Consider the following 19,494-nt stretch of genomic DNA (forward strand, 5'->3'; position numbering starts at 1 on the left):
CAAAGCGAAAGCGAACCCGATCAATCCGAACGTAAATCCTATTATTGTCACAACATTCCCCAAGCTTCGAAAGTAGCGGCAAGCGCAAGCTGCGCTTCAACTCAGCCGAATTATCCACTTCTGGACAGTTCCGGCACTGAGCTCAGCATAGCAGGTCGCCAGGAACGAACAATCACAGACTGTCACGAAAGATCGGAGCGGACCCGGAGCGGATCAGGTAATGGATGGCAGCCGTCAGCAAACCCTAAGCGTGCTTCCTGAGTAACTTGTAGACCACCCACACAATCAAGCCGACAGAGATGAAGAACGAGGCTTGTAGCGAATACGCCTCAATCGTTTGGGGACAGCCCCACATGCATACAGAAAAGTTGAAGATTGCTGATAGCGCTAGTCCAACGACCAATGCAACCAGTGCGAACCAGAGCAACAATTTGTTCATAATGTCCCTGCCATTGAGTACCGCGAGTTAGCTATGACTGACCGCTTCAAGGCAAAATACCGGTCACGGCACTGCCCAACTGTGCGGTCCATATTCCCAGCTCCAGGGCATGCCCGTCTCGCCCAGGACCATGCGAACGATCCCCGGGAACAACGGTTCGGCGCGCACATCGTTCGACAGGATCACTACGCAGCTTTGTTGACGTTCCAGGCACACCCAGGTATTGCCGGTGGAATCGTTGTGTCCGCCTTTTTGGAATCCACGACCCTGCGGCCCGTCGAAGGTGATGACGCCAAGCCCCACGGCAAGGTCGCGGTGCCGTCGCTCCGGCGGGGCAATGGCTTGCAATGAAGGAAACTGTGAGGCAGTCAGGATGGGCAACTGGGGCCGCGTCAGCTCAGCCCGGGATCCTGGCTGCAGGCCGTCGCCGCGGACGTAAGCAGCGGCAAACTCGGCGAAATCCCTGATCGTCGTGTCCATCGAACCGGCAGCGCGTGTCTTGCTGCGCTCGTCGTGTGCTTCGACGCTGCCATCCTCTTTCCACCCATCGGCAAGATTCGTGGCGAAATCCGGACGCCAGGTCATGCTGGTTCGCTTCATGCCGAAGCGATCGAACACACGCCGCTGCATCTCCGTGCCCAAGTCGAGACCCAGCCCACGTTCAATGACGAACTGCAGCAGGATCAACCCATCGCCGGAATAAGCGTACCGGGAGCCGGGATCGAAATGGAACTTCAATTTTCCGTCAGGTTCGAGAAACCCGAAATTCGAAAAGCCGGCGCTGTGGGTGAGCAGGATGCGTGGCGTGAGTTTTCGCCAGCGCTCATCGCCGGCGAGATGCTGCCAGGCGGCGTACCTGCCTGCTTCGCCCGCATACTCGGGAAGCGGTTTCGGAAGATAGGCCGCGATCGACGTATCCAGGTCAAGCTTGCCTTCCTCGACGAGCTGCATCACCGTATAGGCAAACACGGCTTTGGTGAGCGACGCGCCATACATCACTGTATCAGGCGTGAGGGGCTCGCCGCGGGCGTTGCGCTTTCCCCAGGCATCCACCCGCGTCACGACACCGTCGCGGATGACCGCGATCGCCAGTCCCTGCGCACCGGTTTCCCGCATACCCTGGATCACGTACTTATCCAGCGCCTGCCCCGAATCACCCGTAGCGCACCCAGTCAGCAGCAGGCACGAGACCAGAAACGATCGAATGAATGTAGGTGTCATTGCTGAGCCTTCTCGTTTGCACGTTTGCTAGTTACCCCGCACCTCGAAGCGGCTGGTCGATACGGCCTTGCCTGAACCATCCACCAGTTCCAGGCGGTGCGCGCCGACGGCAGGATGCCAGGCCAAAGGATTGGACGCCAGGCCGACGTCCTTCCCGTCGAGTCGCCAGCGGTGCTCGCCCGCCCCCTGGGCCTGGAACAGCACGCGTTCCACGCCGTCCGGGATGTCCGGGTCCACCGCCATGATGCTGCCATCCACCGGATACACGATGCGCGGTGAACGGCGCGCGGCCGGCACGGCTTCCACAAGCGCCGTCTCGGTCCCGCGCAGGAACCATTCCTCACGCGCCGGCTCGTGTGCGGGCTGGTAGCTGACGGCTTTGCGCACCACGCCCGCCGGCGCCGCAGCCTGCCGTCCGGGCTGATCGCGGTGCAAGAAGTCCATCACATCTCGCCACACTGGCGCCGCTCCGGACACGCCCGACACGTCCCACATCGGCTGGCCATTGAAGTTGCCCACCCAGACGCCAACCGTGTAGCGGTCCGTATAGCCGATGCACCAGTTGTCGCGCATGTCCTTGCTGGTGCCGGTCTTCACCGCGCTCCAGTAGGCAGTGGCAAGGTCGCTGCGTAGCCCGAATGTCGGGCTGCGGGCGCCGCGGTCCGCCAGGATGTCGCCAATGACGAAGGTGGCGGCGGGATCGAGCAGTCGTATCAGCGGCTCTTTCGCGCGCGGCCGCAGCGTCGGCGTCCCCTGGCGCCCGCCATTCGCCAGGGTCCGGTAGGCATTGCTCAGTTCCAGCAGCGTCACGTCGCTTGAGCCCAGCGCCAGCGAGGGGCCGTAGAAGTCGGCGTCCTCGCTGAGGGTGCTGATGCCCAGCGCGCGCAGGCGCTCGTGGAAGCGCTCGCCGCCGGCCAGCAGCAGCGTGCGCACGGCAGGCACGTTGAGCGAACTGGCCAGGCTGGTGCGCACACTGGCATAGCCCCGAAATGCGCGGTCGTAGTTCTGCGGCACGTAAGAAGCGCCCCCTAGCGCGATGTCGACCGGGCTGTCGTCCAGCAGCGAAGCGGCCGTGAGCAGGCGCCGCTCGAGCGCCAGCTGGTACAGGAAAGGCTTGAGGGTGGAACCGGCCTGTCGCGGCGCGGCGACGCCGTCGACCTCGCCCTTGCCGGTATTGGCCACATAGGCCAGCAGCTCGCCGCTGGCATTGTCGATGACGACCACGGCGCCGTCGCCGACGTTGCGCTCGGCCAGTTCGCGCACATGGCGGCGCAGCGCGTCGAGCGCGGCGGCCTGCACCCGCGCGTCGAGGGTGGTGCGTACGCCGCTACCGGCGTTCCCGAGCAGCCGGCGGAGCGCAGGCGGTGTGTTTGCCTGGGCTGCTGGGGCGGGACGCGCCAGGGCCACGGCGGCGCGCCATTCGACGGCGGCGCAGTCACCGGGCAGTTTCAGCTCCTTCGCCAGCTGGCAGGCGCGCCGCGCCACTGCTTTCGGCGCGGCGGAAGGTGCGCGCAGCAGCGCGGCCAGGATTGCCGATTCGGTGCCGTCCAGGCCCGAGGGCGCCTTGTTGAACAGCGCACGCGAAGCGGCGCCGACGCCCTGCAGCTCGCCACGGAAAGTCACCAGGTTCAGGTAGGCTTCCAGGATCTGCTGCTTGCTCCAGCCGGCCTCGATCTCCCGCGCCGCCAGCACCTGGTCGAACTTCTGCGTCCAGCTGCGGCCATCCTTCGCCGCCCGCAGTTCCGCATCGAGCAGGCCGGCCAGCTGCATGGTGATGGTCGACGCGCCGCGCGGGCGCTGGCGGAACAGGTTGTCCCAGGCCGCCTGCCCAGCCGCGCGCAGGTCGATGCCGCCGTGCTGCATGAAGCGCTGGTCTTCCGCCTGCAGCACGGCCACCCCGAGTGCGGGCGAGATATCGGCCAGGCTCACCCAGTTGCCGCGCCGGGCCTTCAGGTCGACGCGCACGGAATCGATGGCCACGCCATTGCGGTCGAGCAGGCGCGCCTCGGACGGCTGCCAGGCCGCCCGCACCTCGGCGGGTGTGGGCATTGCCGCCACGGCGAGCGCCGGCAACAGCAACAGCAGCGCAGGAACGAGGCGCATCAGCGTCCCACCACCACGGGCGGATTCGGCGCCTCACCGAACATCTCCGGGTTGTACATGGCTTCCACCCGGGTCGGCGGCAGCGCGAAGCGGCCGTCGTTGTTCAGGCGGACCGTGTACTCGATGCTCCACTTGCCCTTCGGGACCCAGGCATAATAGGCGCGGAAGGCGCCGGCGCTGCGTTCCTGGAAGTCCGGCTGCACCCAGCCGCGCTGGACTTCGCCTCCGGTAGCGATCTGCGAGTCGCCGCCCAGGCCGCTGCCGAGGATGCTGGCGCTGGCGGGAATCGGGTCATCCACCACCACCCAGCTCATGTCGGCCTGCGCTTCCAGGTCCAGGCGGACCCGGTAGACGTCACCGCGGGTCCACACGCCGGCCGTCTGCTGCTCGACCGAGGTGATGCTGCGCGCGATCCTGTAGCCGCTCGAGAGCGGGGCCTTGAGCGGGATCGCGGCCAGGCTCTGGACCGTGGCCCAGGGCTTCCCGCTACCCTCGTGGCGGATCGAGACCGGCGCGGCGGCCTGCGGCCAGGCCTGCAGCACGCTGCCGGGCACGCTGCCGCTCCAGTGGTTGCCGGCCAGCTGAACGCTGCTCTTTCCCGTAACCGGAACCGCTTCGAACTTGTCCGAGAACTTGCGCATCGCCAGCACGCCCCAGGCATTGGCCAGCGTGGTCTCCCAGTGGCCGCGCTGCTGGCGCCCGAGGCTGCCGCGCGCGATGCGCCCCATGTCGGCCTGCCAGGCTGGATTGTCGAGCATGGCCAGCAGCAGCCGGTTGGCGTTCGCGTCCGGCGAGGCCATCAGCCACCACCAGTCGTCGCTGCGCTCGGTGGAAAAGCCCATGGTGGTGCCCTGCAGGTTCAGGCGCGAGCGGAGGATGTGCTGGGCCTGGGCCAGCAGCTCGTCGCGGCGGGCGAGCCCCTCCGAGCGCTGCAGGATCAGGTACCAGTCGACCACGGCGGACGTCGGCCACAGGTTCGGCTGGATCTGGAAGGATTGCAGCCAGTTGTCGCGCACCGGCTGGCTGCGCGACAGGGCTTCCAGTGCCGCGATCTTGCGCACCGCCAGTTCGCCGGTGCGCAGGCTGCTCCCGCGTACGATGCGGCCTTCGACGAAGGCGACCAGGGCCGCTTCCATGCGCTCGCGCTGTTCCGGCGCGATGTCGTAGCCTGCTTCCGCCGTCACCGACAGTACATAGGCAGTCAGGGCGTCGTCGCCCAGGCCCATGGTTGCGAAGTATTTCAGGAGGCCGTCGCCGTCGAGATGGGCCGGCAGCGTCGCCACCACATCGCGCCACATCTTCTCGTCGCCGAGCGCCACCGCCTTTGAGGTGCGCTGCTCGAAGCAGGAATACGGATAGCGCGCCATGTAGTCGCGCACGCCGGCCATGCTGCCGGCCAGCTGCGGGCTGAAGCTGGTACGCACGCCGCCCTTGCCGGGAATTGCATCGGCCGGGCGCTGCACGGTGATCGACTTGGGACCGTCGACCTGCAGCAGGGTCGCCTGGTAGGTCCGCACCGGCACCGCTTCGCCCACCTTCTGCGTCACGCGGATGCTGTCGCGTGCGGAAGCGCTGTTCGCCTCGACCTGCCAGCGCAGGCTGCGCGCCTGCGGCACCGTCACGTCCCAGAACACCTCGCGTGCCTCGCCCGGCTCCAGCTTCACGACCTGCGCCGGCAGTGCCTGCGGTCCGCGCTCGTCCGCCGCCATACTGGCGCCCAGGCGGACCTCAAAGCCTGCGTTCGAGGCATTCCGCACCGTGAAACCGGCGCGCAGGCGGTCGCCCTCGCGCACCAGCGTGGGCAGGCCGGACAGGAGCATCAGGTCCTGGGTGCTGCGGATGTCGGCAGAACCGGTGCCGAACAGGCTGGTCCCCGCACTGGCCACCGCCACGATACGGAAACCGGTCAAGGAATCGTTCAGCGGCACCGTCACCTCTGCCTCGCCGTTCGCATCCAGCACGACCTTGCCCTTCCAGAGCAAGAGGGTGTCGAACAGCTCGCGGCTGGCGCCACGGCCGCCGCCGCCGCCATGCGCCACCGACTTGCGGCCGAAATGGCGCTTGCCCACCACCTGCATCTGGGCGGTCGAGGTCTCGACCTGCTGGCTGCGCGGACGCATCATGGCGTCCAGCAGCTTCCAGCTGTCGTTGGGCTTGAGTTCCAGCAGGCCCGTGTCCACCGCCGCCAGCGCCAACTCGGCCCCAGCGGGCAGCGGCTTGCCATCAGGTCGCATGACCTTGACCCGGACACTGGCGCGTTCGCGCACCTTGTACACCTGGCGCTCGGGCAGCACCTGCACGTCCAGCTCATGCGCGGCCCAGCCTACCTTGACCGGTGCGATGCCAAGCTTGTAGGCGGGTTTGCCCAGGTCGACCAGCGCGGTCGGCTTGACCCCGGCCACGCGCCCGCGCACCACCAGCGCCGACACGAACACATTGGGCGCATAATTGGCCTTGACCGGGATCGAGATGGTCGGGTCCTTGCTCGATACGCGCCGCACATAGGTGTCGAGGATGCCTTCGCGCTCCACCGTCACCAGCACCGTGGCATCGCGGAAGGGCGAGCGCACCTGGAAGCTGGCCTGTTCGCCCGGTTCGAAACGCGGGCGCGAGGGAAGCAGGTCGATGCGGTCGTTGTCGGAGACGTCGAACCAGCTCTCCTTCCTGCCCACCACGTAGACCTCCTGCTGGCTCACGGCGGCGCGCCCTTCCGCATCCTGGACACGGGCGCGCAGGATGATGTTGCCCTCGCCCGGGGCCGGTACATCGCACAGCAGCAGGCCACGGACGTCGGTGCGGCCCGAGCAGGCGCCATCGATGCGCTTGATCTCGCTGGTCGATTCGTAGGCATAGAAGCCGCCGACCAGGCGCCGCCGGTGCGAGCTGTATTCGCGCCGGAAGAAGTCGACCGTCGCCTCCGTGCCTGGCGCCGGCCTGCCGTCGACGTTCACCACAGCCACCTGGAACTTCAAGCGGTCGCGGTTCATCCAGTCGCCGTTGCGGATGCCGACCGCCAGCGCCGAGGGCCACAGCGGCACCCGGGTCGAGGCGGTGAGGGTCTCGCCGTTCGGGTCCTGCCAGCTCAGTTCCGCCAGCAGGGTGCGCGGCCGGTCCAGCGCCGGCAGCTCGGCTACCTCGATGCGCGCCGCTCCGTTGCGGTCCAGGACCACGCGCTGCGTGCGCGGCGCCACGCCGGTACGCTCGCCTTCAAGCGGCATCCCGTCCTCGCCCTCCCCTTCATCATCGGCGTATTCGCCGCCGCCCTCGCCCGTCTTCTCGATGCCTTCCTTGACATCGCCGCCACCAAAGCTAAAGCCTTCGAAGGCGTCGAAGTGAGTGTATGAATCCTCGACTACGGTGCGCAGGGTCGTTTGGGTCTTGCCGGCCGGGCCGCCATTCAGGTAATTGAGCTGGGCGTCGATCGCCAGTGAGCGCGCCGCGACGACGGGTCTTGCGGGACCTTTCAGCACCGCCTTCATGGTCGGCACACGGAACTGCTCGACCCGGAACTCGCCCGCCACCTGGTTGCCGAATACCACCTGGTAGCCCCCGAGCTTCGATTCTTCAGGTATCTTCCATTCCCCGTGGGCCTGGCCTGCAGCGTCCCAGCTGAGTGGCAGCGCGATCTTGTCGCCGCTGCCCTGGTGGACGAGCCAGGCCTTGCCTGGCACCGCCGCGTCTTCGACGGTGTCCTCGCCCAGCCAGGCATAGTCCGGCCGCGGCGCCTTGTCCTTCGTGTGGACCAGCGCCATCCCGCTGCCGACGCGGCGCCGCAGGAAGTGCTTCATGTGCACCGTTTCGCCGGCGCGCAGCAGGGTGCGGTCGAACACGGTGGCGACAATGCGGGTGTCCTCGTCGAGGCTTCCCTGCTGCAGGTTGAAGCGCCAGGGCTCGATGCCCTGCTGCCAGGTCGACAGGGTGAAGGTGAAGTCTTCGCCCTTGCGCGCACTGACAAACAGATTGTCACCGCACTTGGCGCGCGGCAGCGCTTCGCGGATCCGTGCCACGCCGTCGGTGCCGGTGACGCCCGACCACAGCTGGCGGCCGTCGCAGTCGCGCAGCGCCACCCGGGTGCCCGCCACCGGCCGGCCCGTGTCCAGCGAGGTCACCCACACCAGCGACGACTCGGCGCCGCGCTTGAGGTGGGCCGCCATATTGGTGACCAGCGCTGCCGTGCGCACGTAGGCGGTCTGCTCCTTGTCATTCAGCGCCTTGCCGAGCAAGGGACTCGCCACCTCGACCACATAAAAGCCCGGCTTCTTCAGGGGAATGCCGATGACTTCGAAGGCGCGCCTGCCGCCCGGCTTGGGCAGGGCGAATCGCTCGATCCGGCCGGCGTCGTCCTTGGCGACGTTCCGGCCCAGCAGCGACACCTTGAGGTTGCCCTCCGGCTGGCGCCAGGGATCGCGTCCATAGGTGTTCAGCCTGGTCAGCCAGGCCAGCACGTCCTGCTCGCGCTCGACCCGCAGGCTGGCGCCGTTGCGCACGGCCGTGGCCAGCGCGGGTTCGACGTTGCGCACCGTGACCGGCAACAGGCGGTCGCCGCGCGCTTCCAGGATGCCGAAGGGTGCTGCGAACTTGACCAGCGGCGGCTGGCGGTCCACCCTCAGGCTGAGCGATTTGCTCCGCACGGCCAGGGGGCGCCCGACGTCGTCGCGCAGGGACTCGGGAACGCGTAGTTCCAGCGTCGCCAGCTCGCGAAATGGCCCGGTGAAGCGCACCGACGTGGCAAAACCGCCCTTCGCTTCCTCGTCCAGCACCGGGGCGTGGCGCCTGCCGCCGCTTTCCTCCAGCACCAGCTTGCGCAGCTCCTCGCTCGCTACCGGGGCACTGAACTCGACCCGCACCGGCAGGAAGGGCACGCAGCCGGCGCGCGCATTGGTGCGCTCGCAGTGCAGGCTGAAACGGAAGTCGGGCCGGGTGCGGAAGGCCAGCTCCTGGTCCTCGATGGTGGCGACGCCGTTCGGCGCCGCCACGCCCTTGCCCCAGACCAGGGTGACGTCGGTGTCCGCAGGCAGCGTGCGGCGGCACTGCAGCGCCGCCACCGGCAGCTCCGCATCGATCTTCGCGCGCAGCGGCGCCTTGGCTACCCAAACCTGGCCGCGCGCCTTGAACCACACGATCAGATGACGGTCGATGAAGTCACGCCGCAGCGCCAGCAGGCGCTCGCGTTCTTCGCCCTCCAGCAGGCGCACGCCGATCTTCTCGTTGACACCGCCCGCGCGGCACCAGGCATGGCGCTCGATCGATTGCGGCGTGGCCGGCGCGTCGAGCGCCAGCAAAAAGACCTGATTCTCGTCGAGCTGGCTGCCTTCGAAAGGCTGCATGCGGATCACGGCCGGGCCACCGGTGGTGAAGGCGAAGGCACGCTGCCCGCCCACCGGCTGGCCGGCCAGGTCGCGCAGGCCCTCGCGCAGCGTGAAGCGGCAGACGCTGGCGCCCGGCAGGTCGCGCTCGAAATCGTAGCTCCAGATGCTGCCGTCGACCCAGCGCCCGGCACCCCCGATCGCCAGGCCGGGACAGTCGACCGTGAACGGGCTGTCGCCCCGCGGGTCGCCGAAGGCCGCCATCGGCTGCGAGAAGCGCGCCACCACCTGGCGTACCCCCTTGACCTGGCCCTCGGGACTGAAACTCTCGACGACGGTCGGGGCCGGGCCTTGCGCGAGCGCGCCGTGCGCGCACAGGAACAGGGCCAGGGGCGCCAGCAGGCGGTTCAGGGCACGCATTGTCTCTCCAGGAGCTGCCGGGCCCGGGACGGTGTCCCGGGCAAACCCGGCGATGCTCGACAGTACAGACGAGTGTGTCGAGCGTGTATGTTTTTGTCAACACAGAGTGCAGCTGATTTGCCAGAACATGCCGGGCGCATGGCGCTGGATGCGCGTCAGGACGGCAGTTTTCAAATTGTTCAGAATCTTTTCCGGCATGCCATACGGGTTTCCACGTAGTTGCAAATCTATCTATTTGCTGGTACAACAAGCCGTACGTATGGACGCGCTCCATGGCGACTGGCCCGATTCGTCGCGGCCCGTCTCGTGCTTGTCCCTGCGTCGCCAACACAATAAACCGAGACAAACCGAGGTTAGAGGAAGACACCGATGAAAACCACATTCCTGCGCTCCGTCGCCGCCATCGCCCTGGTGGGCGCTGCTTTCGGCGCTTCGGCCCAGAACTACCCCACCAAGACCATCACGATGATCGTGCCCTTCGCTGCCGGCGGACCGACCGACACCGTGGCGCGACTGGTCGCCCAGTCGATGGGCAATACCCTGAAACAGCAGATCATCATCGAAAACGTCGGCGGCGCCGGCGGCACCATCGGCGCCGCGCGCGTGGCCAAAGCCTCCCCGGACGGCTATACCCTGCTGCTGCACCACATCGGCCACTCGACCGCCCCGGCCCTGTACCGCAAGCTGAGCTACAACGCGCTCACCGACTTCGAGCCGATCGGCCTGGTCACCGACGTGCCGATGACCCTGATCGCCAAGAAGGACTTCCCGGCCAAGGACTTCAAGGAGCTGCTGGCCTACGTGAAGGCCAACAAGACCAAGGTCACCTATGCCAACGCGGGCCTCGGTTCGGCTTCGCACCTGTGCGGCATGCTGTTCCAGACCGCCATCGGAGTCGACCTGACCACGGTGCCGTACAAGGGTACCGGCCCGGCCATGAACGACATGCTGGGCGGCCAGGTCGACATCATGTGCGACCAGACCACCAATACCACCAGCCAGATCAAGAGCGGCAAGGTCAAGGTCTACGGCGTCACCACCAAGCAGCGCCTGGCCTCGATGCCGAACGTGCCGACCATGAACGAAGCCGGCCTGCCGGGCTTCGAGGTGTCGGTGTGGCACGGCGTGTACGCACCGAAAGGCACGCCGAAGCCGGTGGTCGACGCCCTGTCGAACGCCCTGCGCGTGGCGCTCAAGGACCCGACCGTGAAGCAGCGCTTCGCCGACCTCGGCACCGAGCCGGTAGCCGAGAACCGCGCCCGTCCGGAAGCCCTGCGCGCCCACGTGAAGGCGGAAGTCGACCGCTGGGGCCCGATCATCACCAAGGCCGGCCAGTACGCCGACTGAGCGCTCGCCAGCTCCGCGGGAGGCCGCGCGGCGATTGCCGTGCGGCCTTGCACCACCTGACAACAACAAGCAACAAGGGGTTTCGCTGTGGCTTCCACCATCCGCCATCCGAAGAATTTCTGGATCGGCATCATCTTCGTCACCTTCGGGCTCGCCGCCGTGTATTTCGGCCGCGAGCTCGGCATGGGCACCGCCGGCCGCATGGGCCCCGGTTATTTTCCGACCGCCCTCGGCTGGCTGCTGGCCTTCGTCGGCCTGATCGACATCGTGCGCGCCTTCATCGGCCGCCATTCCGAGGCACACGACGCAATCGGCACCTTCCATCTCAAGGACATCGCCATCATCCTGGGCGCGGTGCTGCTGTTCGGCGTCCTGATGCGCGGCGCCGGCCTGGCCGTCGCCGCCTTCGTCCTGGTCATGCTGAGCGCGTATGCCAGTAAAAAGTTCCAGCTCGGCAGCACGCTGCTGCTGGCGGTCGGGCTGACCCTGTTCGCCGTGGTCCTGTTCGTCAAGCTGCTCGGCTTGCCGATGCCGATCATCGGCCCCTGGCTGAACGGAGGCTGACAACATGGAAATCATCGCCAACCTCGGACTGGGCCTGGAAACGGCCTTCACCCTGACCAACCTGTTCTACTGCCTGGTCGGCGTCTTCGTCGGCACCGCCGTCGGCGTCCTGCCCGGCCTGGGCCCGATCGCGACCATCGCGATGCTGTTGCCGGCCACCTTCGGCCTGCCGCCGATCTCGGCCCTGATCATGCTGTCCGGCATCTACTACGGCGCCCAGTACGGTGGCTCGACCACGGCCATCCTGGTCAACCTGCCGGGCGAATCGTCCTCGGTCGTCACCGCCCTCGACGGCCACCAGATGGCGCGCAACGGCAATGCCGGCAAGGCGCTCGCCACCGCTGCGCTGGCCTCCTTCTTCGCGGGGACCGTTGCCACCGTCCTGCTGGCCCTGTTCGCGCCGCCGCTGGCCGAACTGGCCCTCAAGTTCGGCTCGGCAGAGTACTTCTCGCTGATGGTGCTCGGCCTGGTGGCCGCGGTGGTGCTGGCCAGCGGTTCGCTGCTTAACGCGATCGGCATGGTGCTGCTCGGCCTGCTGCTCGGGCTGATCGGCACCGACGTCAACTCGGGCGCCCAGCGCTACACCTTCGACCTGCCGGAACTGGCGGACGGCATCAATTTCGTGATCGTCGCGATGGGCATGTTCGGCATCGGCGAGATCATCCGCAACCTGGAGCATGACGAAGACCGCACCTTGATGATGAAGAAGGTCACCGGCCTGATGCCGTCGAAGAGTGACCTGAAGCGCATCGTGGCGCCGGTGCTGCGCGGTACCGGACTTGGCTCAGCCCTCGGCATCCTGCCGGGCGGCGGCGCCATGCTGGCGTCCTTCGCGTCCTATTCGATCGAGAAGAAAATCTCGCCGAATGCAAAGGAATTCGGCAAGGGCGCGATCGAAGGCGTGGCGGCCCCGGAGGCGGCCAACAATGCCGGCGCCCAGACTTCGTTCATCCCGATGCTCACCCTCGGCATCCCGTCGAACCCGGTGATGGCCCTGATGATCGGCGCCATGATCATCCAGGGCATCCAGCCGGGGCCTGCGGTGATGACCGAGCAGCCGGCCCTGTTCTGGGGCCTGATCGTGTCGATGTGGTTCGGCAACCTGTTCCTGGTCGTCCTGAACCTGCCGATGATCGGCCTGTGGATCAAGATGATCATGGTGCCCTACCACCGCCTGTTCCCGGCGATCCTGATGTTCTGCGCGATCGGGGTGTTCAGCCTGAACAACAACCAGTTCGACGTCTACCTCATGGCGCTGTTCGGGCTGTTCGGCTACATCTGCGCCAAGCTGGGCGCGGAACCAGCGCCGATGCTGCTCGGTTACATCATCGGGCCGATGATGGAAGAACACCTGCGCCGCGCGCTGCTGCTGTCGCACAGCGACCCGACCGTGTTCGTGACGCGTCCGATCAGCGCCACCCTGCTGGGCATGGCTGCCCTGTGCCTGATCGTGGTGATGCTACCGGCGCTACGTAAGAAACGCGAGGAAGCCTTCCAGGAAGAAGACTGACCACGAAACGCCGCCCACCCGGGCGGCGTTTTTCATTCGGAAATTGTAGGGTGGGCGGGTTCCCCGCCCACGCGGTCATAGTTATGATACGAACAGCTGCACGGGACGCAGTGCTGTGGATTGACCGCGTGGGCGGGAGACCCGCCCACCCTACGGATGAGCGATAACTCTGGCATTAGTCCATCTGGGCGGCATTTTTCATTCAGAACAGCGCACCCTGAGGACTGGTAAGGCGCGCGAAGCTGTCGCCCAGGAAGGGCAGGATGGCGTCGGCGATCGGCTCGAGCTGCTTGGTGAGGTAATGCTCGTAGTCGATCGGCGCGCGGCGAAGTTCGAGCGGTTCCGGTCCGGCGGTCGTCATCACGTAGCGGATCCAGCCACCCCTGCGGTACTGCGCAGGACGACCCTGGCCCGTGTGGAAGTCGTCGGCCATGCGCGCCGCGCGCACGTGCGGCGGGACGTTGCGCTCGTACTCGTCGAGCGGGCGGCGCAGGCGCTTGCGGTAGACCAGCAGCTCGTCCAGCTCCCCGCGCAGGGTGCGCGCCACGTAGTCGGCCACCCAGGCTTCGTAGGGCTCGCGCTTGAAGACGCGCAGGTACAGCTCCTGCTGGAACTGCTGGGCCAGCGGCGACCAGTCGGTGCGCACCGTCTCCAGTCCCTTATACACCACCTCCTCGCTGCCGTCAGCGTGCGTCACCAGGCCGGCATAGCGCTTCTTGCTGCCTTCGTCCGAGCCGCGCACGGTGGGCATCAGGAAGCGCGCGTAATGGGTGTCGAATTCCAGTTCCAGGCTGGATGCCAGCCCGTACTCGGCCTCCAGGTGTTCGCGCCACCAGGCGTTGACCTGTCCGACCAGGGCATGGCCGATGCGCTCGGCCTCTTCTTGGCCGTGCGGCCCGCCCAGCCACACGAAGGTGGAGTCGGTATCGCCATAGATCACGCTGTAGCCCTGCTCCTCGATCAGGGCGCGGGTGCGGTGCATGATGTCGTGGCCGCGCATCGTGATCGAGGAAGCCAGGCGCGGGTCGAAGAAGCGGCAGGCGGTGGTACCAAGCACGCCGTAGAAAGCGTTCATGATGATCTTCAGCGACTGCGACAGCGGCGCATTGCGTTCGCGCTTGGCCGCTTCGCGCCCCTCCCACACCTGGCGCACGATGCCGGGCAGGCAGTGGCGCGTGCGCGAGAAGCGCGCGCCGCGAAAGCCGGGCACCGTCGCATCCTCCGGTTCGGCCAGGCCGGCCACCAGCCCGACCGGGTCGATCAGGAAGGTGCGAATGATGGAGGGGTACAGGCTTTTATAGTCGAGCACCACCACTGAGTCGTACAGGCCCGAACGCGAATCCATCACGAAGCCGCCCGGGCTGTCGCCGGCGGCGACGTCGCCGATGTTCGGCGCGACGAAGCCCTGGCGGTGCATCAGCGGCATGTAGCGGTGCTCGAACGCCGCCACCGAACCGCCGCTGCGGTCCACCGCCAGTCCGGTAACGCTGGCGCGCTCCAGCAGGAAGCGGCACAGCTCCGTCTTTTCGAAGATGCGGGTGACGAGTTCGCAGTCCTTCAGGTTATAGAAGGCCAGGGCCGGCTTGTCTTCCGCGAACATGCGGTTGATCTCGTCCATCCGGCTGTAGGGATTGTCGATCGCCTTGCCTTCGCCCAGCAGGGTTTGCGACACCGATTCGAGGCTGAACGAGGGAAAGCTGTAGGTGGCCGAGCGCAGCGCCTCGATGCCATCGATGACGAGGCGCCCGGCGATCGACACAAAGAAATGCTCGGAGCGCCCGTGTTCGCGGGTCTCGATGGCGCTGCCGTCGCGTCCCAGCTTCAAGGGACGGCCGGCGCGTTCGGCGGCCTGCACCAGCATGCGCATGTCGAACTGGATCACGTTCCAGCCGATGATCGCATCCGGATCGTGGCGGCGCATCCAGTCTTCAAAAGCGTCGAGCAGCGCCGCGCGGCTCTCGCAGTATTCCAGCTCAAAATCGGGCACCATACCGCGCGCCCTGCCAGTTCCGTTCGGTTCGCCCAGCATGTAGACCTGGCGCTGGCCGCAGCCCTGCAAACCGATGCAATACAGCTCGCCGTGCTGGTTGGTCTCGATGTCGAGCGAGACCAGGCGCAGCTGCGGGCGGTAGTCGCCGTCCGGTTTGAGCTGCGCATCGACGATCAGGCCGGGATCCTGCCCATCCGGTGTGCCATGCACCAGCACCGGCGCGGTGATGAAGCGCTCCATCAGGTAGCGCTCGGGCGGACGCACGTCGGCCTCGTAGACGTCGACGCCGAATTCGCGCAGGCGCTTCTCCACCCGCAGCAGCTGGCGGTACTGGCGGCAGTACAGACCCAGCACGGGCCGGTGATGGAAGTCGCACAAGCTCAGTTCGCGCAGCTCGCAGCCGCGCTCCGTGCCGAGCACCAGTTCGGCCGCCTTGCGCTGCTCCAGCGGCAGGAAGGCGACCGGGGTCTGGAGGGGCAGGCGTACCCGGCGCGCACCCTGTTCGGTCGCGATCCAGAAGTCGACCTCGACCCCGGCGTCCGTGTCGCGCCAGTGGCGCGTCAGGAGAAAGCCCTGCAGCGGCGTGGTATCCATGGGTCTAGGCGAAGCGCGCCAGCTCCGCTTCGCTGAAGCCGGCCTGGCGCCGAGCTTCGATATTGAAGGGCCCCTTGAGCACCGGCGCTTTATAGCGCACCGTCAGCTCGCCGTAGGTCGCGATCGGCTCCAGGCCGCGCAGGCCGCACAGGTACAGGTACCAGCGGTTGCCGATCTCGACGTGGCCCACTTCGTCGCGCAGCAGCACGTCGAGGATGGCTGCCGCCTCCAGGTCACCGGCCTGGGCCAGCTTGGCGCGCAGCGGCGGGATCGCATCCAGCCCGCGCGCCTCCAGCGTGCGAGGAACAAGGGCCATGCGCGCCAGCACGTCGCCGCGGGTCTTCTCGACCATCTCCCACAGGCTGTCGTGGCCCGGGAAGTCGCCGTAGGCGTAGCCGAGCGTGTTCAGGTGCTCACACAGCATCTCGAAGTGCAGCGCCTCCTCGCCCGCCACCCGCAGCCAGTCGCTGTAGTACTCCGGCGGCATGCCGGGAAAGCGCCACAGGGCGTCCAGCGCCAGGTTGACGGCATTGAATTCGATATGCGCCAGCGCATGGATCAGCCTGGCCCGGCCCTCGACGGTGGCCATCGAACGCCGTCCCACCAGTCGCGGCGGCACCAGTTCCGGGCGTGCAGGCCGTCCGGGGATGCCGTCCGGAGCGCCGGGCGGCGCGTCACGATCGAGGGTGGTCTCGCCGCGCGCGTGGGCCGCGACCAGCGCCGCCACACCCGCCGTCTTGGCGGCTGGATCAAGGGCGAGCAGGGATTGCAGAGCGCATGCGCGAAGCTCCAGCGGTTGCGCCATCATGGTATGCAGTCGAACAAAAACGCTAGTGTACCAAAGCGTAACGGCGGCCACCGGATGCGCTACCATGGGAGCCCAAGCATTTTCGGCCCAATCCCATGCAACGCGACCACCCTGCCCTCCTGATCATCGACATGCAGCAGTGCATGGCCGACCCAAGCGCCGGCGCCCGCAACAACCCGCAGGCGGAAGCCAATATCGACCTGCTGCTGGACGCCTGGCGTGGCCGGCGCGGGCCGGTGGTTCATGTGCGCCACATGTCGCGTTCGCCGGACTCCGGCTTCGCTCCCGGCCAGCCGGGCGCCCAGTTCCAGCCGGTGTTCGCGCCGCGTCCGGGCGAACACGTGGTGGAGAAGAACGTCCCGGACGCCTTCATCCAGTCCACCCTGGAGCGCTGGCTGCGGGTGCGCGGCATCGAGCGGCTGGTGGTGGCGGGCGTGAGCACCAATATTTCGGTCGAATGCAGCGTGCGCAGCGCCGGCAACCTCGGTTTCCAGGTGATGGTCGCCGCCGACGCCTGCTTCGCCTTTACACGCCGCGATTACACGGGCGCGCTGCGCAGCGCCGACGAGGTCCACGCGATGTCGCTCGCCAACCTCGCGGCCGAATATGCCAAGGTGGAGACGACGGCCGATATCCTGGGCATGCTCGACTAAGGGCGCCGAGCCATTTTACCCACGGCGAGTTGTGGCAAAACAAGCAAGTGCGCTAGGATCGACGCATCGGCCTCCCGATCCCTGCCTTTGCGAAGGAAACGCGCCATGCTCGACCGCCCTGCCCCGCAGTCTCGCCTTATCCTCGCTGCCACCGCCCTCGCCGCCGAACTATGCCATCTGGGCTGGGAATACACGCACGGCGGCGTACCGGCCCACCACCTGCTGAACAATCCGGACCTGCCCGCGATCTCCAACTGGTGGGGCCTGCTGGTGGTGCCGCTGTTGGTATGGCTCCTGGTCGGCCGCATCCAGCGCCGCGCCGCCAGCCTGACGCAGGGCGGCAGCCGCGGGCGCTTCTTCACCCAGGTGCGCCTGCGCTTCGGCGCCGCCCTGCTGTGGGGCGCGGCGCTGGCGATCGCCTTCACCCTCGGCCACCCGGCGGTTACCTGGATTTTCTTCGGCGCCTTTGCGGCTGGCCTGGTCGCGCATGCTTATCGCGCGGAATACGTACTTGGCTTCGCGCTCGGCATGACGTTCACCTTCGGCGCAGTGCTGCCGGTGCTGATCGCCTCAGTCATTGCCGCCTGCTCGTTCGCGGTCCACCTGGTGTTGGGGGCCGCGCTGCGGCTCACATCTGCCGGAACAGGTGGGCGTAGACCGGGCTGACGCGCGGCTGCTCGGGCCGGTGCTTCAGCTTGAGCATTACCTTGCCCATGTCGTCGCGCGCGGCGCTCGTCACGCAGGCCATGTTTACGACCATGCTGCGGTTGATCTGCCGGAAGCGCGCCGGGTCCAGTTGCGGCAGCAGCTCCTTGAGCGGCACCCGGATCAGGGCTTCGTTCTCGGCGGTCGCCACGTTGACGTACTTGTCGCTGGCCTGGAAGAACACCACCTCCATGACAGGGATCATGCGCACCACGTTGCCCACGGCCGCGCGCACGAAGTCGAGCCGTTCGGGCGCGACTGGTGCCGGCATCAGCGCCTGCAAGCGGCCGACCAGCTGCTCGAGCGGGTCGGCGTCCTGGCGGCGGCTACCCAGCAGCGCCTGCAGGCGCTCCACCGTGCGCGCCAGTCGCGTCTCGTTGACCGGCTTGAGCACGTAGTCGGCCGCGGCCTGCTCGAAGGCCTGCACCGCGTAGTCATCGTAGGCGGTGACGAACACCACGTGCGGGAACGGCGCGGGACCTTCCCAGCGCTCGGCCAGCTCCTCGGCCGCCTCGATCCCGGTCTGGCCCGGCATCTTGATGTCCATGAACAGGACGTCGGGCCGCGCGGCCAGAGCCTGCTCGACGGCCGCCACGCCGTTGGGCGCGGTGCCGACGATCTCCAGGCCGGGCCATAGCGTGGTGAGGGTCCGAGCCAGGGTAGCGGCCAGGATCGGTTCGTCTTCTGCAATCAGGGCGCGGATGTTCATGCGGTCTCCAAAGGTAGGGTCAGGCGCACCAGCGTGCCTTGCGGCTGGCCTGGCGCGAGCAGGATCGATGCGCGTTCGCCGTACAGCACGCGCAGGCGTTCGCGGGTGGTGGACACGCCCACGCCGCCGCCCTTGCTGGGCGACTGGCCCGGACCCAGCCCGGTGTCGAGCACGGTGATATCGAGCAGGCCGTCGCGGCGCTCGGCGGCGAGCGTGACTTCGCCACCCTCGATCTTCGGCTCCAGCCCATGGACGATCGCGTTCTCGACCAGCGGCTGCAGCAGCATCGGCGGCAGCCGCAGCTGGCGCAGCTCCGGCGGCAGCGCCAGGCGGTAGCGCAGGCGCTCGCCCATGCGCACGCCCATCAGGCCCAGGTAGGCTTCCATCGCGGCGAACTCCTCGCCCAGCGTGGTGCTCTCGGCGCGCGAGACGCCGAGGGTGGCGCGCAGGTACTGGATCAGCTGATCGAGCATGGCGTTGGCCCGGTCCGGGTCGATCGCGATCAGGCCCTGCAGGTTGGCCAGGGTATTGAAGAGCATGTGCGGCTCGATCTGGGCCTGCAGCAGGCGCAGCTGGGCCTGCACGGCCTGGCGCTCGATGGTCTCGGCGCGCAGCTGGGCCGCATGGTGCTCCAACCTGGCGCGCTGCAGGTTCTCGCGGTGTTCGATGGTCCAGGTGCCGGCGACCAGCACCATGAAGGTCAGCACTACCATGCTCAGGCGCGGCAGGGTCGGATACTCGAACAGCGAGGGTGTCGGATGCAGGAACAGCGGGCCGACCGCCTGCACGGCTGAAAAGTGGACCACGGGAGCGGTCAGCGCCGCCAGCGCTACCAGCGCCGCCCACTGGGCGCGGGTCCGGGCCGGCCCCGGCCACAGCAGCAGGCGCGCGCTGTCGACGATGGCGAAGCCCGTCACCGAAATGAAGCACGAGTACAGCAGCTGTTCGTACAGGGTTTCCGGATGCCCGACCACCAGGGTGATGATCAACGCCGCCCCCGCGCCGACCACGGCGGCGAAGCGCAGGTCGCGCAGCAGGCGCAGGGCGAAGCGTGGCTCAGCCGGAGGCGGATGATCGAGGTGGCGGCTTGCTGTGGCCTGGAGCAGGCTGTTCATGCTGTCTCGC

At 67.3% G+C, this 19,494-nt stretch carries 12 protein-coding genes; 5 read left to right on the forward strand and 7 right to left on the reverse strand.

Translation table 11 applies throughout. The features are described 5' to 3' along the window. Positions 1-502: 502 nt before the first annotated feature. The 3 genes from LK539_RS18195 to LK539_RS24445 are packed head-to-tail and all read right to left on the reverse strand — an operon-like array spanning position 503 to position 9,489. Positions 503-1,660: a serine hydrolase gene (locus LK539_RS18195; RefSeq protein ID WP_227802475.1), complete on the reverse strand. Its 1,158-nt coding sequence runs from the start codon at positions 1,658-1,660 to the stop codon at positions 503-505. A gap of 27 nt (positions 1,661-1,687) precedes the next feature. After that, entirely contained in the window at positions 1,688-3,763 is a 2,076-nt protein-coding gene (pbpC, locus tag LK539_RS18200) for a penicillin-binding protein 1C (RefSeq protein WP_227802476.1), read from the reverse strand. Beyond that, a complete protein-coding gene (locus tag LK539_RS24445; RefSeq protein WP_267877687.1) occupies positions 3,763-9,489 on the reverse strand; it encodes an alpha-2-macroglobulin family protein in 5,727 nt (1,908 codons plus the stop codon). The genes pbpC and LK539_RS24445 overlap by 1 nt, the downstream gene beginning before the upstream one ends. 369 nt (positions 9,490-9,858) lie before the next feature. Between LK539_RS24445 and LK539_RS18220 the strand changes: the two genes are divergently transcribed. The 3 genes from LK539_RS18220 (at position 9,859) to LK539_RS18230 (ending at position 12,910) form a co-directional block, all read left to right on the forward strand. Continuing rightward, on the forward strand, positions 9,859-10,836 hold the full coding sequence (locus tag LK539_RS18220) for a tripartite tricarboxylate transporter substrate binding protein BugD (protein WP_227802477.1): 978 nt from the start codon (positions 9,859-9,861) through the stop codon (positions 10,834-10,836). 87 nt (positions 10,837-10,923) lie between these two features. Further along, entirely contained in the window at positions 10,924-11,400 is a 477-nt protein-coding gene (locus LK539_RS18225; RefSeq protein ID WP_227802478.1) for a tripartite tricarboxylate transporter TctB family protein, read from the forward strand. Between the two features lie 4 nt (positions 11,401-11,404). Beyond that, positions 11,405-12,910 (forward strand): tripartite tricarboxylate transporter permease, encoded by a 1,506-nt coding sequence (locus tag LK539_RS18230; protein WP_227802479.1) that lies wholly within the window; start codon positions 11,405-11,407, stop codon positions 12,908-12,910. A 202-nt stretch (positions 12,911-13,112) separates the two neighbouring features. Here the strand turns inward: LK539_RS18230 and LK539_RS18235 are convergent, their stop codons facing one another. Together LK539_RS18235 and LK539_RS18240 are read right to left on the reverse strand one after the other, a co-directional pair. Next, positions 13,113-15,494 carry a DNA polymerase II gene (locus LK539_RS18235; RefSeq protein WP_227802480.1) on the reverse strand — a complete coding sequence of 794 codons (2,382 nt, stop codon included), beginning with the start codon at positions 15,492-15,494 and terminating at the stop codon, positions 13,113-13,115. A gap of 4 nt (positions 15,495-15,498) precedes the next feature. Further along, complete coding sequence (locus tag LK539_RS18240; RefSeq protein ID WP_227802660.1) at positions 15,499-16,299, reverse strand: ferritin-like domain-containing protein; 801 nt, start codon at positions 16,297-16,299, stop codon at positions 15,499-15,501. A 98-nt stretch (positions 16,300-16,397) separates the two neighbouring features. Here LK539_RS18240 and LK539_RS18245 point away from each other — a divergent pair, with 98 nt between their 5' ends. Continuing rightward, a complete protein-coding gene (locus tag LK539_RS18245) occupies positions 16,398-16,955 on the forward strand; it encodes a cysteine hydrolase family protein (protein WP_227802481.1) in 558 nt (185 codons plus the stop codon). A 105-nt stretch (positions 16,956-17,060) separates the two neighbouring features. Then, positions 17,061-17,621 carry a hypothetical protein gene (locus LK539_RS18250; RefSeq protein ID WP_227802482.1) on the forward strand — a complete coding sequence of 187 codons (561 nt, stop codon included), beginning with the start codon at positions 17,061-17,063 and terminating at the stop codon, positions 17,619-17,621. Here the strand turns inward: LK539_RS18250 and LK539_RS18255 are convergent. After that, entirely contained in the window at positions 17,584-18,369 is a 786-nt protein-coding gene (locus tag LK539_RS18255; RefSeq protein ID WP_227802483.1) for a LytTR family DNA-binding domain-containing protein, read from the reverse strand. The genes LK539_RS18250 and LK539_RS18255 overlap by 38 nt on opposite strands. Then, complete coding sequence (locus LK539_RS18260; protein ID WP_227802484.1) at positions 18,366-19,484, reverse strand: sensor histidine kinase; 1,119 nt, start codon at positions 19,482-19,484, stop codon at positions 18,366-18,368. The genes LK539_RS18255 and LK539_RS18260 overlap by 4 nt, the downstream gene beginning before the upstream one ends. Positions 19,485-19,494: the final 10 nt, after the last annotated feature.

The organism is Massilia sp. IC2-476 (assembly GCF_020707295.1).
GTDB lineage: Bacteria > Pseudomonadota > Gammaproteobacteria > Burkholderiales > Burkholderiaceae_D > Telluria.